Raw genomic sequence first — 14,419 nt, forward strand, 5'->3', positions numbered from 1 at the left:
AGCCCCTTGAAGGTAGCCCCTTGCTTTGAACAATTGATATACGCTGCACGTATGGCCGCTCCGCTCCCACCCACCGCTTCCGCCGACCGCATCGAGTTGATGCAGACCTTCGTGCGCATCGTCGAGGCCGGCAGCCTGTCGGCCGCGGCCGCGCAGATGGGCACCACCCAGCCCACCGTGAGCCGCCGCCTGCAGGCGCTGGAGCGTTCGCTGGGCGTGCGCCTGCTGCAGCGCTCCACCCATGCGATGAAGCTCACCGAGGACGGCGAGCGCTGCTTCGAGCGCGCCCGGGAACTGATCCTGAGCTGGAACGCCTTCGAGGCCGAGGTGCGCGGCGCCGTCGACCAGCCCGAAGGGCGGCTGCGCGTGGTGGCGCCGCACGTGTTCGGCCAGCAGCTGCTGGTCGGGCCGCTGGCCGCCTACCTGCACAGCTACCCGCAGATGACGGTCGAATGGCTGCTGCACGACGGCCCGCAGGACCGCACGCCCGACTTCATCGCCGAGGGCGTGGACTGCGCGATTCGCGTGGGCGAAGTGACCGACCCGTCGGTGGTGGCCATCCGGCTGTCCGAGGTGCCGCGCATCGCGGTGGGCGCGCCCTCGTTGTTCAAGGACGTGGCGCCGCCCGTGCACGCCCGCGACCTGGAGGCGCTCCCCTGGCTGGCGGCGAAGAACTTCTACCGCACCGAGGTCGTGCTGACGCATGAGACCAGTGGCGAGGTGCACAGGGTGCAGATCCGCCCGCGCATGATCACCGACAGCCTGAACGCGCTGCGCAGCGCGGCCGTGCTGGGGGTGGGCGTGGGGGTGCTGTCGACCTGGATGCTGGCCGAGGCGCTGGAGGCCGGGCAGCTGGTGCACCTGGCGCCGCAGTGGCAGGCAGCCCATGCGCCCGTGTACGTCGTGTACCCGTACGCGCGCTTCTACCCGGCCAAGCTGCGCCGCTTCGTCGATGCGATGCGCACGGCGTTTCCGGTGCAGTGAACCGCATAAAAACGCCACGATGGCAGGTGAAAGGATGATCGGGGACAATCGCACCCTCCCCCGACTCCCCGAAGTAGCCTGCCCATGAACGCCGTCTGGATCGACGAGGCGCCCGCCGCCGCGGACGCCACCCACTCCCTGAAGATCGAACGCGAAACGCACAAGCTCGAAAAGCGCCTGTGCCGCCAGGTCGGGCAGGCCATCGTCGACTACAACATGATCGAGGAGGGCGACAAGGTCATGGTGTGCGTCTCGGGCGGCAAGGACAGCTACGCGCTGCTCGACATCCTGCTCAAGATGAAGGCGCGCGCGCCCATTCACTTCGACATCGTGGCGGTCAACCTCGACCAGAAGCAGCCCGGCTTTCCCGAAGACGTGCTGCCGAAGTACCTGAGCGACCTGGGCGTGGACTTCCACATCGAGAACCAGGACACCTACAGCATCGTCAAGCGCGTGATTCCCGAGGGCAAGACCACCTGCGGACTTTGCAGCCGGCTGCGCCGCGGCATCCTGTACCGCGTGGCCGACGAGCTGGGCGCCACCAAGGTTGCGCTGGGCCACCACCGCGACGACATGCTGCAGACCTTCTTCCTCAACATGTTCTTCGCCGGCAAGTTGAAGAGCATGCCGCCCAAGCTGGTGAGCGACGACGGCAAGCACATCGTGATCCGCCCGCTGGCCTACGTGGCCGAAAAAGACACCGTGCGCTGGGCGCAGCACCGCGAGTTCCCGATCATTCCGTGCACGCTGTGCGGCAGCCAGGAGAACCTGCAGCGCAAGCAGGTCGGCGAAATGCTGCGCGAATGGGACAAGAAGTACCCCGGGCGTGTGGAGAACATGTTCACGTCGCTGCAGAACGTGGTGCCGTCCCACCTGCTCGACGGAACGCTGCACGACTTCAAGGGTCTCAAGGCGACGGGCGTGGCGGACGAGAACGGCGACACCGCCTTCGACACGCCCTCCTTCGATCTGCTCTCCCAGGCACCCTCGGCCCTGCGCATCGTCCAGGGCTGACCGGGCAACCCAGGGGAATTTGGGGCTTTTCAGCCCGGAGACCCTCATGAAACGTGCGTTATCCGCTCTCTTTCTGATAGCAAGCCTGACCGGCTGCGCCACCTCCTGGGTGGTCGACAGCGACGTGAAGAGCTTTGCCTCGCCCGGCACCGTGGCGCCCGGTGCCACCTACCGCTTCGATCGCCTGCCTTCGCAGCAGGCCGACGGCGCCCGGCAGGCATCGCTCGAAGCCATGGCCGGCGCGGCACTCGACAAGGCCGGCCTGCGCCGCGACGACGCCAAGCCCCAGTACACCGCGCAGATCGGCGCGCGCGTCTCGGCAGGGCTGTCGCCGTGGGCCGATCCGTGGCTCTACAGCGGCCCGTGGGGTGGCGGGTATGGCGGCTACGGCTACTACGGCCGGCGCTGGTATGGCGGCGGCTGGTACGGCGGCCCGGGGTTCGCGCCGCCGGCCAATCCCTGGTACGAGCGCGAGGTGAGCATCGTGCTGCGCGAGGCGGGCTCCAACCGCGTGGTCTACGAGACCCGCGCACGCAACGACGGGCCGTACAACGTCAGCGCGGCGATCCTGCCGGTGATGTTCGAGGCCGCCCTGCAGGGCTTTCCCAATCCGCCGCAGGGCGAGCGCCGGGTGAACATCGAGCTGCCGGCGGCCGGAAAGTAGCGCTTCTAGAATCCCGCGGATGGAAGAACCCACCCGCCTGATCGCCGTTCGCCACGGCGAAACCGCCTGGAACGTCGACACCCGCATCCAGGGCCAGCTCGACATCGGGCTCAACGCCACCGGCGTCTGGCAAGCGCGGCGCGCCGGCGGGGCGCTGGCGGACGAGCCCATCGGCGTCGTCTATGCCAGCGACCTGTCGCGTGCCTGGCAGACCGCCGAGGAAATCGCCAGGCCCCACGGCTTGGCCGTGCAGCCCGAGCCGCGCCTGCGCGAGCGGGCCTTCGGCACCTTCGAGGGCATGAGCTTTGCCGAAATCGAGGCCACGCTGCCCGAGCAGGCCAGGCGCTGGCGCGAGCGCGACCCGGAGTTCGAACCCGAGGGCGGCGAAAGCCTGCTGGTGTTTCGCGACCGCGTGACGGGCGTGGCGGCCGAACTGGCGGCGCGCCATCCTGGCGAGCTGGTGGTGCTGGTCGCGCACGGCGGGGTGATGGACGTGCTCTACCGCGCCGCCACCCGGCAGGCGCTGCAGGCGCCGCGCACCTGGCAACTGGGCAATGCGGCCATCAACCGCATGCTGTGGACCTCCGGCGGGTTCAGCCTCGTGGGGTGGAGCGATACCGCTCACCTGACGGCGGGCGACGCGCTCGACGAGATCACGAGCTGAGTTTTTCTCGCGGGTTGCGTATACACGCCGCTGTTCAGGGCACGCGCACGCCGACGGGGTGCGCCAGCAGCGTGTCCAGTGCATAGGGCGCCCGAACGCGCCGTCCCAAATCGCCAGCTGCCGTGAAGTTCTTCACGCCCACGCCACCTGCTGCAGCGGCTCCCAGCCATTGACTTCGCCTGCGACTCCCAATAATCGCGCGGCCCCGAAATTCATCGAGGCCAGCCAGTCAATAGTTATTAACGATGGGAGTCTCATGCAAACAAATTCCGTGAACAAATCATTGGCGAAAGGCCTGCTGTGCCTCGCCGCCGGCTTGCTGCTTGCGGCCTGCGGGGGTGGCAATTCGGATTCGCCCGCCTTTTCAGCGCCCGCGCCCGCCGCGGCAGTGCCTGCACAGCAGGCCTCCTCGGCCCCCGCAGCGCCCACGGCACCCGCCGCGCCCGCGGAACCACAGGCATCCACCCCCGCGCTGGACGCCTTCCAGCAAGAAGCGCTCGATGCCCACAACGCGGCGCGCGCCGGGGAAGGCAAGGGCCTCGCCAGCCTGAAATGGTCGGCCAATCTGCAGACGGACACCCAGGCATGGGCTGACCAATGCAAGTTCGACCATTCGATGCCGAAGGGACAGGGCCAGAACCTGTACATGACCTCGGCCTCGACCGCGAGCCCCGGCAACGCGGTCAAGGCGTGGATGGGCGAGAAGGCCGACTACACCTACGGCGCGACCGGCGGCACCTGCGCAAAGAACAAGGCCTGCGGCCACTACACGCAGGTCATCTGGAGCACCACCACCGAGGTCGGCTGCGCGGCGAAGACCTGCGGGAACATCACCGACAATGGCAAGGACATCGGCCCCGGCACCGTGCTCGTGTGCAACTACAGCCCGTCCGGCAATGTCACCGGCCACCCGCCCTACCCCGCGCCCTGACGCCCTAGGTGTGCGAGGCCGCCGCGTGCCCCACGGTACCGGCACCGGCGGCCTTCGCATCCGCTTCCCCGGGCAGATCGACCATCGGCCCCGTGCCGCTGTAGCGGTCCAGCGCCAGGTAGATCGCCGGCGTGATGTACAGCGTGATCACCTGCGAGAAGATCAGCCCGCCCACCACCGCCACGCCGAGCGGCTGCCGAAGCTCGGCGCCCGCGCCCAGCCCCAGGGCCAGCGGCAGCGCGCCCATCAGCGCGGCCAGCGTGGTCATCAGGATCGGCCGGAAGCGCAGCCGGCAGGCCTCGCGAATGGCGTCCACCGGCTTCATGCCCTCGGTGCGCTGCGCATCGAGGGCGAAGTCGATCAGCATGATCGCGTTCTTCTTCACGATTCCGATCAGCAGCAGGATGCCGATGGTCGCGATCAGCGTCAGGTCGAAGCCGAAGAGCTTCAGCGACAGCAGCGCGCCCACCGCCGCCGAAGGCAGCCCGGCCAGAATGGTCAGCGGATGGATGTAGCTCTCGTACAGCACGCCCAGCAGCACGTAGATGACCAGCACCGCCAGCACCAGCAGCACCGCCTGGCTCGACTGCGAGCTCTGGAACACCGCGGCATCGCCGCCGTAGGTGGTGATGATCGACTGCGGCATCTTCAGCTCGTCCTTGAACTGGTCGATCTTCGCGGTCGCGTTGCCCAGCGGCACGTCGGGCCCGAGGTTGAACGACACCGTCACAGCCTGCAGCTGGCCCTGGTGGTTGACCGACGTCGGCCCCACGGTGCGGTTGATGGTGGAGAAGGCCGACAGCGGCACCAGCCGGCCGGTGGTGCTGCGCACCGACAGGCGCGACACGTCGTCCTCGAACTGGCGGTCGCTGTCGGCGGCCGACAGGATCACCTGGTAGGTGTTGCTGGCCGCGTAGATGCTGCCGATCTGGCGGTCGCCGTACGCGTTGTACAGGGCCGTGCGCAGGTCGCCCACCGCCACGCCGAGCACGCCGGCCTTGTCGCGGTCGATGTCGAGCGTGGCCTGCAGGCCGCGGTTCTGCGAGTCGCTGGTCACGTCGCGGAACGCGGGATCGGCGCGCATGCGCTCCATCAGCTTGGTGGCCCACGGCACCATCTCGCCCGCGTTCACGCTCTGCAGCGTGTACTGGAAGCGCGCCTTGCTCTGGCGCCCGCCCAGGCGCAGGTTCTGCACCGGCTGCATGTAGACGGCAACGCCCGGAATCTCGCGAAAGCGCTGGCGCAGCGACTCGAGCACCTTGGCCATCTGCGGGCGCTCGCTGCGCGGCTTGAGCACCGCAAACAGGCGCCCGGAGTTCTGCGTGGCGGTCGGGCCGCCCACGCCGACGAAGGAGCTCACGTAGTCCACGCTAGGGTCAGCCTGCAGCGCGTCGGACACGCGCGCCTGCAGCGCCTTCATGGCCGCGAACGAGATGTCTTCGGCCGCCTCGGTGGTGATCTGGATCTGGCCGATGTCTTCCTCGGGGAAGAAGCCCTTGGGAATGGTGGCGAACAGCCAGCCGGTGACCACGAAGGTCAGGCCCGCGATCGCCAGCATCACCTTGCGGTGCCCCAGCGTCCAGTCGAGCGAGCGCATGTAGCCGCCGTGCACCGCGCGGTAGCCGCGCTCGAAGGCGCGGCCGATGGCAGTGCCGGGTTCGGGGTGCTGCTCTTCATGGTCCATCGCGCCCTCGCGCCGTGGCACGTGCTTGAGCAGCCGGCTCGCCAGCATCGGCACCAGCGTGAGCGAGACCACGGCCGACACCAGCACCGCCAGCGCCACCACCACCGCGAACTCGTGGAACAGCAGGCCGATCACGCCCGGCATGAAGAAGATCGGGATGAACACCGCCACCAGCGAGATGGAGATCGACACGATGGTGAAGCCCACCTCGCGCGCCCCGCGCAGCGCCGCCGCGTAGGGCTCCATGCCCTTCTCGACGTAGCGCATGATGTTCTCGAGCACCACGATGGCGTCGTCCACCACCAGGCCCACGGCCAGCGTGATGCCCAGCAGCGACACGTTGTCCAGGCTGTAGCCGAAGGCGTAGAGCAGCGCCACCGCGCCGATCAGCGAGATCGGAATGGTGGCCGCCGGAATCAGCGTGGCCACCAGCCGGTGCAGGAAGAGAAAGATCACCAGCACCACCAGCGCGATGGTGCCCAGCAGCGTGAGCTGCACGTCGTGCACCGCCTCGCGGATGGACAGCGAGCGGTCGTTCACCATCTGGATCTCGACCGACTGCGGCAGCTCCGCCTTGAAGCGCGGAATGAGCGCGCGCACCGCGTCCACCACCTGCACGGTGTTGGCATTGGGCTGGCGCTGCACGGCCAGCGAAATGGAGTCCTGCCCGTTGAAGCTGCTGGCGGTCTTGACCGACTCGAAGCTGTCCTCGATGGTGGCCACTTCATCGAGCCGCACCGGTGCGCCGTTGCGCTGGCCGACGATGAGCTTGGCGAAATCGGCCGCCTTCACGAGCTGGCGGTTGGCCTGGATGGTGAGCGTCTGGCGCGGGCCGTCGAGCACGCCGACCGGCGTGTTGGCGTTGGCCGAGTTCACCGCCTTGGCCAGCTCGTCGAGCGTGATGTTGCGCGCGTTGAGCAGGTCGGCGTTGGCCTTGATGCGCACCGCGAAGGCCTTGCGGCCGTACACGCCCACCTGCGCCACGCCGTCGATGGTCGAGAGCGTGGGCGAGATCAGGTTCTCGGCGTAGTCGTTGAGCTCGGCCGGGTTCATCGACGGCGAGATCAGCGCGATGAACAGCACCGGCGCGTCGGCCGGGTTGACCTTGCGGTACGAGGGCAGTTGCGTGAGCTCCTGCGGCAGCTGGCGCTGCGCGCGCAAGAGCGCGGCCTGCACGTCGACGGCGGCGGCGTCGATGTCGCGGCTGCTCACGAATTCGAGCGTGAGCGAGGTCACGCCCTGCGTGTTCACCGAGCTGATGGTCTGCAGGCCGGGGATGGTGGAGAACTGCTTTTCGAGCGGCAGCGCGACCGAGCTCGCCATGGTGTCCGGGCTGGCGCCGGGGAGCTGCGCGTTGACGTTGATGACCGGCGTGTTGTAGCTGGGCAGCGCCGCGACCGGGATGCTGAAGTACGCAAAGATGCCGATCACCACCACGGCGGCCGACAGCAGCACCGTCATCGCGGGACGGCGGATGCAGAGTTCGGAAATGTTCATGGCGAAACCTCCGCGCTGCGCGCTGCGGCATTCGCCTTGGGAGCGGCCCGGCGGCTCATGCGCGTTCCTGCTTCGGCGGCTTGGCGTCCGCGCCGTCGGAAGACGCTGCGCTGCCGGGCGTGACACCGCTGGTGCCGTTCGTCGGCGTGGCCGGTGCGGCCGGCGCATCCGGCGCAGCCGCCGGCGCCTTGGCATCCACGCGCACCTTGCCGCCCGGGCGCACGTTCTGGTTGCCCTCGATCACCACCTGCTCGCCCGGCTCCACGCCGCTCACCGCGACCTGGGTGCCGAAGGTGTGCAGCGTCTTCACCTTGCGCCGCGTGGCGGTCCTGGCAGCGTCCACCACGTAGAGCGAGGTGCCGTCGGCCAGCATCATCAGCGCCGCGGCCGGCACCACCGTGGCGCCCTCCAGCGTGCGCACCGTGATGCGCGTGCCGACGAACTGCCCCGGCCACAGCCCCTGGTCGGCATTGGCGAACACGGCCTTGGCGCGCACCGTGCCGATCTGCGGATCGACGGTGTTGTCGACAAAGTCGAGCGTGCCGCTCAGCGGCGCCTTGCGTCCACTGACAAGCGCCTCGACCTTCGAGCGGGTGCGCGCGGCGGCCAGCAGGTCCTGCAGGTTGCCTTCGGGCACCGGGAAGCTCACGGCAATCGGGTCGAGCTGCGTGATGGTGACCAGCGACAGCGTCGGCTGCACCAGCGTGCCCGGGTAGATGTTGACGGCGCCGATGCGCCCGGCAATCGGCGCGCGCAGCGTGGCATAGCCCAGCGCCACCTGCGCGCTCTGCACGGCGGCGCGGTCGGCCGCCACCGCGGCGCGCTGCGCCTCCAGCTGCGAGAGCGTGGCGTCGGCCGCGCTCTTGGCGATGAAGTTCTGCGCCACCAGGTCCTGGCTGCGCTTGTACTGGCGCTCCAGGTCGGCCATGGTGGCCTCGTCCTTTTGCTGCTGCGCCCGTGCGCGCGCCAGGTTCGCCTGGTCATTGCGGTCGTCCAGCGTGAAGAGCAACTGGCCCGACTTGACGAACTGGCCCTCCTTCACGTGCACCGCGCTCACCGTGTTCGTCACCTGCGGGCGCAGGTCGACACTGTTGAGGGAGACCACGCTGCCGTTGACCTGCACGGTGACCGGCACGTCCAGCTTCTGTGCCGTGGCCAGCGTCACCAGTGCGGCCGCGCCGCCGCCCGCCGGGACCGGCGCCTTGGCGCTTTTTCCATCGGTCTTGCCGCCGGACATGCTCCACCAGCCGCCCGCGGCAGCTACGATCAACACGCCTACGAGGGCAACGGCAGCATTTTTTTTCATGGGGTTTTTGTGCACTTTGAGCTGACATCGGCTATTGAATCAGTGGCCGAGGCGCAGTGTTCACCACTCCTGTAAAGAAATGTAAAGCAAATCGGGCCGACGCCCTGCGCACACCTGCCGTGGACGGACCCCAGCGACGCACCCCCCTCGCTAAAATCCCCGCTCCACAGCCTCTGGATAAACCCCATGAACCGCTGCAAGACACCCACGAACCCCCTTCCCTTCCTCGCGCTTTGCGCCGCAGCCGCCGCTGTGGCCGGCCTGTTCTCGCTGCCGGCCAGCGCCCAGGACGACGTGCCCCGCCCGCAGACCCAGAACGAATCGCTGGTCGGCGGACGCACCTTCCCCATCGGCGCCCTGCGCGGCAAGTTCATGGTGGTCGACGGCAAGGATGTGCAGCTCGACGGCAACCCGGCCCGGCTCTCGCCGGGCGCGCGCATCCGCAACCAGCAGAACCTGCTGCAGATGACCGGCGCGCTGGTCGGCCAGCTCTACCTCGTCAACTACACGCGCGACGCCGCCGGGCTGCTGAAAGAGGTGTGGATCCTCACGCCCGACGAAGCCTCGGCCCCGCGCGAGGCCATGAGCAAGCCGTTCCTGAACATCTGGCCGTTCACCTCGAACGACACCGTCAACACGCAATAACTGCGCGGCGCACCCGTGCGCCAGCGCCTGAAAGTGCCCTCCACCCTCGGAGGGCAGACAGAGAGCTCCCCATGAAAAAAGTATTCATCAAGACCTTCGGCTGCCAGATGAACGAGTACGACTCGGACAAGATGGCCGACGTGCTGCACGCCGCGCAGGGCTACGAGCCGACGCAGAACGTGGACGAGGCCGACCTCATCCTGTTCAACACCTGCTCGGTGCGCGAGAAGGCGCAGGAAAAGGTGTTCTCCGACCTCGGCCGCGTGAAGCACCTGAAGGCCAAGGGCGTGAAGATCGGCGTGGGCGGCTGCGTGGCCAGCCAGGAGGGCCAGGCCATCATCGCGCGCGCGCCGTATGTGGACATCGTGTTCGGCCCGCAGACGCTGCACCGCCTGCCCGAGATGCTCAACGACAGCGTGCGCCTGAACCGCCCGCAGGTGGACATCAGCTTCCCCGAGATCGAGAAGTTCGACCACCTGCCGCCCGCGCGCGTCGAAGGCTCGACGGCTTTCGTGTCGATCATGGAAGGCTGCTCCAAGTACTGCAGCTACTGCGTGGTGCCCTACACCCGCGGCGAGGAAGTGAACCGCCCGCTGGACGACGTGCTGGTCGAAATTGCCGGCCTGGCCGACCAGGGCGTGCGCGAGATCACGCTGCTGGGCCAGAACGTGAACGCCTACCGCGGCAAGATGGGCGACACCGCCGAGATCGCCGACTTCGCGCTGCTCATCGAGTACGTGGCCGAGATCCCCGGCATCGAGCGCATCCGCTACACCACCAGCCATCCGAACGAGTTCACGCCGCGGCTCATCGAGGCCTACGCCAAGGTGCCGCAGCTGGTGAGCCACCTGCACCTGCCGGTGCAGCACGGCAGCGACCGCATCCTGATGGCCATGAAGCGCGGCTACACCGCCATGGAATACAAGAGCACGGTGCGCAAGCTGCGCGCCATCCGCCCCGAGCTGGCCCTCTCCAGCGACTTCATCGTCGGCTTCCCCGGCGAGACCGACGAAGATTTCGCGAAGATGATGAAGCTCATCGACGACTGCCAGTTCGACAACAGCTTCAGCTTCATCTTCAGCCCGCGCCCCGGCACGCCGGCCGCCGCGCTGCACGACGACACGCCGCACGAGGTGAAGCTCGCGCGCCTGCACACGCTGCAGGCGGCCATCGACACCAACGTCAAGCGCTTCGGCCAGGCGCTGGTGGGCAGCACGCAGCGCGTGCTGGTGGAAGGAGCCTCGCGCAAGGACGCGAACGAGCTCATGGGCCGCACGGCCTGCAACCGGGTCGTCAACTTCGAAGGCGACGCGCGCCTGGTCGGCCAGATGACCGACCTGCGCATCACCCGCTCGCTGTCGTACACGCTGCGCGGCGAAGTGCCGACGCGTGAATCGGGCGAGACGCCCATGGCCGCCGCCACGGCGCTGGCCCACTGATGGCCAAGCGACCCTCCATCCGGGGCTCGTTCCAGCAGCTGCTGCTGTTTGCGTTCCTGCTGATCACCGCGCTGCTGGTCGGCGTGGCGTTGCGCTCGGTGCTCCAGTACGACGTGCTGATGACGCAAAGCCGCGACGCCGCGGCGCGCGCGCTGCGACTGTCGGGCGCGGCCCAGTCGCTGGCCGAACGCAGCGCCGCCATGGAGCGCGCCGGGCGCCAGTCGCTGGTGCTCAACGACGCGGTGCTGCGCCGGCGCTTCGACGACGCCGCGCGAGAAGCCCACCAGGTGCTCGAACGCCTGGAGAACAACGGCCTGGCGCCCACCGGCATCGAGATGTGGCGCACCCAGCTCGGCGTGATCGAAGGCCTGATGAGCGGCAGCGGCGACAGTGCCCTCGCCCGCGAAAGCACCATGGCCATGCAGTTCCGCGAGCTCGACGCGCTCAACACCAACCTGGCGCAGCAGGCGCAGTTCCTGATCGAAACGCAGAACGACGCGCTGGCCAAGCGCATCGAGAACGCGCGGCGCCGGCTGATGCGCGAAGTGGTGGCCGCGAGCGTGCTGGCCGTGTCGCTGGCGCTCGCTTTCGGCATCTGGCTGGCGCGGCCGTTCAAGCGGCTGGAGCACGCCATCGTCGGCCTCGGGCAGAACCGGCTCGACGAGCCCATCGACATCCGCGGCCCGGCCGACGTGCGGCGCGTGTCGCAGCAGCTCGAGTGGCTGCGGCTTCGCCTGACCGAGCTGGACGCGGACAAGGCGCGCTTCCTGCGCCACGTGTCGCACGAGCTGAAGACACCGCTGGCCGCGCTGCGCGAAGGCGTGTCGCTGCTGGAAGACGGCGTGACCGGCCCGCTGAATGCGGCGCAGCTCGAAGTCGCGCACATCCTGCAGCAGAACACCATCTCGCTGCAGGGGCAGATCGAGGCGCTGCTGCGCTTCAACGCCGCCGCCTTCGAGGCGCGCGAGCTGCGCCGCGAGCGCACCGAGCTGCTGCCGCTGATCGAAGAGCAGATCGAAGCCCAGCGCCTCCAGTGGCAGTCGCACGGCCTGCGTGTGCGCGCCGAGGGCCAGCCCATCGCCCTCACGGTGGACCGCACCAAGCTCGGCACGGCCATCGCCAACCTGTTGAGCAACGCGATCCGCTTTTCGGTAACCGGCGGTGTCATCACCCTGGCGGTGTCGGGGACGCCGGAAGCGGTCTACATTGACGTGAACGACGCGGGGCCGGGCATCGCCGAAGGCGACCGCGACCGGATCTTCGAACCCTTCTTCCGCGGCGAACGCCAGCCAGAGCACACGGTGAAAGGCACCGGCATCGGACTTTCCATCGTGCAGGAGTACATTGCAGCCCACGGGGGCCGCATCACCCTGCAGCCTGACGGACCCGGTGCACGTTTTCGCATCGAACTGCCGCGCACGGCCTGACTACGCCGCTCCCCCCTCTCCCCTATCGCAACACCGCCTCACCGCATCGCGTCCCTTCTTCGACCCATGTTTTTCCCGTTCGTCCGCCGTTCCTCCTTTGCCGGGGCGATGACCGTGCCTTTCGTCCTGCTGCTGGCCGCCTGCGCCAGCCCGCCCAAGCCGCCCGCGGAGGCCGACGCGCTACCGCCGCCGCCGCCGGTGATGCCGCGCGTGATGCCGGTCGAGGCCGAGCCCCGTGCGCCGGCAACGCAGCCCGCGTCGCTCTTCACGCTGATCACGCAGGGGCCGGTGGCCGCCATGCTGTCGTATGCCGACAAGATGCGCTCGCTCAACGGCGCCGACCTGGGCGCGGAAATCTCGCGCATCGGCGACCCCGGCGATTCGCCCACCAACCAGATGCAGCTGGCGCTGCTGCTCTCGCAGACCCGCGTGCCGGCCGACCTGGCACGCGCGCTGGGGCTGATGCAGCGCGTCATCGCCAACCCGTCGCCCGAGGCGCAACCGCTGCAGCCGCTCGCCCGTGCGCTGGCCGCGCGCTACGTGGAACAGCGCCGGGTGGAAGACGACCGCGACAAGCAGGTGCAGCAGCTGCGCGACAGCCAGCGCCGCATCGACCAGCTGAACGACCGCATCGAAGCCCTGCGCGCCATCGAGCGCAGCTTTGCGCGGCCCAACACGGCGCCCACGGCGCCGTCCGCGTCACCCAACGGAACAAGACAAAGCCCATGAGCAACACCGGTGCCCGCCTTCTCGTGGTCGACGACGACCCGGACATGCTCCGCCTGCTGTCGATGCGGCTGAGTTCGGCGGGCTACCAGGTGACGGCCGTGACCTCGGCCGAAACCGCGCTCACGCAGCTCGAGATCGAGCATCCGCAGCTCGTGCTGAGCGACGTGCGGCTGCCCGGACGCGACGGCCTGCAGCTGTTCGACGAGATCCGCAAGCGCCACCCCTCGCTGCCGGTGATCCTGCTCACCGCGCACGGCACCATTCCCGACGCGGTCGAAGCCACCGCGCGCGGCGTGTTCACCTACCTGACCAAGCCCTACGACGGCCGCGAGCTGCTCGACAAGATCGCCCAGGCGCTGGCGCTCGGCGCACCCGCCACCACCCCGAGCAAGGCCGGCGACGAAAGCTGGCGCTCCGAGATCGTGAGCCGCAGCAACCGCATGGCCGAGCTGCTGGCCGAGGCGCGCATGGTCGCCAAGTCGGACGCGTCCGTGCTGCTGCGCGGCGACTCCGGCGCCGGCAAGGAACTGCTGGCGCGCGCCATCCACAAGGCCAGCGCGCGCGCCGACAAGCCTTTCGTCGCCGTGAACTGCGGCGCCATTCCGGAAGCGCTGCTCGAGTCGGAGCTGTTCGGCCACATGAAGGGCGCCTTCACCGACGCCCACGCCAACCACAAGGGCCTGTTCCAGCAGGCCGACGGCGGCACGCTGCTGCTCGACGAAATCGGGGACATGCCGCCCGCCCTGCAGGTCAAGCTGCTGCGCGTGCTGCAGGAGCGCGCGGTGCGCCCGCTGGGCGCGAGCCAGTCGATCGAGGTGGACGTGCGCATCGTCTCGGCCACCCACCGCGACCTGGACGCGGCCATGGAGGCCGGCCAGTTCCGCGAAGACCTGTACTACCGCCTGAACGTGGTGACGCTCACGCTGCCGCCGCTGTCGGCGCGGCGCGAAGACATTCCCCTGCTGGCCAACCACTTCCTGCAGCGCCTGTCGACCAAGTACGGCAAGCGCCTGTCGGGCTTTGCGCCCGAGGCGCTGAAGGCGCTGACCACGGCCGCCTGGCCGGGCAACGTGCGGCAGCTGTTCAACGTGGTGGAACAGGTGTGCGCGCTGTCGAGTTCGCCGCTGATCCCGCTGGCGCTGGTGCAACGCGCACTGCGCGTGCCCAGCGTCGAGGTCCAGACCTATGCCGACGCCAAGCAGCGTTTCGAGCGCGATTACCTGGTCGGCCTGCTCAAGCTGACCGACGGCAACGTGGCCGACGCGGCCCGCCTGGCCGACCGCAATCGCACCGAGTTCTACCGCCTGTTGCAGAAGCACGAGCTCACGCCGGGCCACTTCAAGGCCGACCCTGTCGCTAACGGCAGCGACCCTGTCGCCGAGTAGCGACGCACCTAAGTCGTTGATTCATATAGCCATTCACCGCCAGCCTCCCG

The 14,419-nt window shown here is 68.7% G+C and carries 12 protein-coding genes; 10 read left to right on the plus strand and 2 right to left on the minus strand.

Annotation, left to right across the window (positions count from 1 at the left end; all coding sequences use genetic code 11):
• Positions 1–51: 51 nt before the first annotated feature.
• The 5 genes from AC1DJH_RS19955 (at position 52) to AC1DJH_RS19975 (ending at position 4,257) form a co-directional block, all read left to right on the plus strand.
• Positions 52–984 carry a LysR family transcriptional regulator gene (locus tag AC1DJH_RS19955; RefSeq protein ID WP_435482601.1) on the plus strand — a complete coding sequence of 311 codons (933 nt, stop codon included), beginning with the start codon at positions 52–54 and terminating at the stop codon, positions 982–984.
• A gap of 84 nt (positions 985–1,068) precedes the next feature.
• Positions 1,069–1,998 (plus strand): tRNA 2-thiocytidine(32) synthetase TtcA, encoded by a 930-nt coding sequence (gene ttcA, locus AC1DJH_RS19960; protein WP_435441302.1) that lies wholly within the window; start codon positions 1,069–1,071, stop codon positions 1,996–1,998.
• Positions 1,999–2,044: 46 nt separating this feature from the next.
• Positions 2,045–2,662 (plus strand): DUF4136 domain-containing protein, encoded by a 618-nt coding sequence (locus AC1DJH_RS19965; RefSeq protein WP_478186890.1) that lies wholly within the window; start codon positions 2,045–2,047, stop codon positions 2,660–2,662.
• Between the two features lie 19 nt (positions 2,663–2,681).
• Positions 2,682–3,326 carry a histidine phosphatase family protein gene (locus AC1DJH_RS19970; protein ID WP_435441300.1) on the plus strand — a complete coding sequence of 215 codons (645 nt, stop codon included), beginning with the start codon at positions 2,682–2,684 and terminating at the stop codon, positions 3,324–3,326.
• 256 nt (positions 3,327–3,582) lie between these two features.
• Positions 3,583–4,257 carry a CAP domain-containing protein gene (locus tag AC1DJH_RS19975; protein ID WP_478186891.1) on the plus strand — a complete coding sequence of 225 codons (675 nt, stop codon included), beginning with the start codon at positions 3,583–3,585 and terminating at the stop codon, positions 4,255–4,257.
• Positions 4,258–4,261: 4 nt separating this feature from the next.
• On the opposite strand, the gene AC1DJH_RS19980 is transcribed toward AC1DJH_RS19975, so the two are convergent.
• Positions 4,262–7,438: an efflux RND transporter permease subunit gene (locus AC1DJH_RS19980; RefSeq protein ID WP_478186892.1), complete on the minus strand. Its 3,177-nt coding sequence runs from the start codon at positions 7,436–7,438 to the stop codon at positions 4,262–4,264.
• A 55-nt stretch (positions 7,439–7,493) separates the two neighbouring features.
• Positions 7,494–8,744 carry an efflux RND transporter periplasmic adaptor subunit gene (locus tag AC1DJH_RS19985; RefSeq protein ID WP_478186893.1) on the minus strand — a complete coding sequence of 417 codons (1,251 nt, stop codon included), beginning with the start codon at positions 8,742–8,744 and terminating at the stop codon, positions 7,494–7,496.
• Positions 8,745–8,930: 186 nt separating this feature from the next.
• Here AC1DJH_RS19985 and AC1DJH_RS19990 point away from each other — a divergent pair, with 186 nt between their 5' ends.
• From AC1DJH_RS19990 to AC1DJH_RS20010, 5 genes are all read left to right on the plus strand, one after another.
• The gene (locus AC1DJH_RS19990; RefSeq protein ID WP_478186894.1) at positions 8,931–9,389 is read left to right on the plus strand and encodes a hypothetical protein; all 459 of its coding nucleotides are present in this window, start codon (positions 8,931–8,933) and stop codon (positions 9,387–9,389) included.
• Between the two features lie 71 nt (positions 9,390–9,460).
• Positions 9,461–10,828: a tRNA (N6-isopentenyl adenosine(37)-C2)-methylthiotransferase MiaB gene (gene miaB, locus AC1DJH_RS19995; RefSeq protein ID WP_478186895.1), complete on the plus strand. Its 1,368-nt coding sequence runs from the start codon at positions 9,461–9,463 to the stop codon at positions 10,826–10,828.
• Positions 10,828–12,255 carry a sensor histidine kinase gene (locus AC1DJH_RS20000; RefSeq protein WP_435441294.1) on the plus strand — a complete coding sequence of 476 codons (1,428 nt, stop codon included), beginning with the start codon at positions 10,828–10,830 and terminating at the stop codon, positions 12,253–12,255. The genes miaB and AC1DJH_RS20000 overlap by 1 nt, the downstream gene beginning before the upstream one ends.
• Positions 12,256–12,363: 108 nt before the next feature.
• On the plus strand, positions 12,364–12,984 hold the full coding sequence (locus tag AC1DJH_RS20005) for a hypothetical protein (protein ID WP_472120280.1): 621 nt from the start codon (positions 12,364–12,366) through the stop codon (positions 12,982–12,984).
• Positions 12,981–14,369, plus strand: a complete 1,389-nt coding sequence (locus tag AC1DJH_RS20010) for a sigma 54-interacting transcriptional regulator (protein ID WP_435441292.1) — start codon at positions 12,981–12,983, stop codon at positions 14,367–14,369. Before AC1DJH_RS20005 ends, AC1DJH_RS20010 begins: the two co-directional genes overlap by 4 nt.
• Positions 14,370–14,419 lie beyond the last annotated feature (50 nt).

This window comes from Variovorax sp. 10N412 (assembly GCF_056394985.1).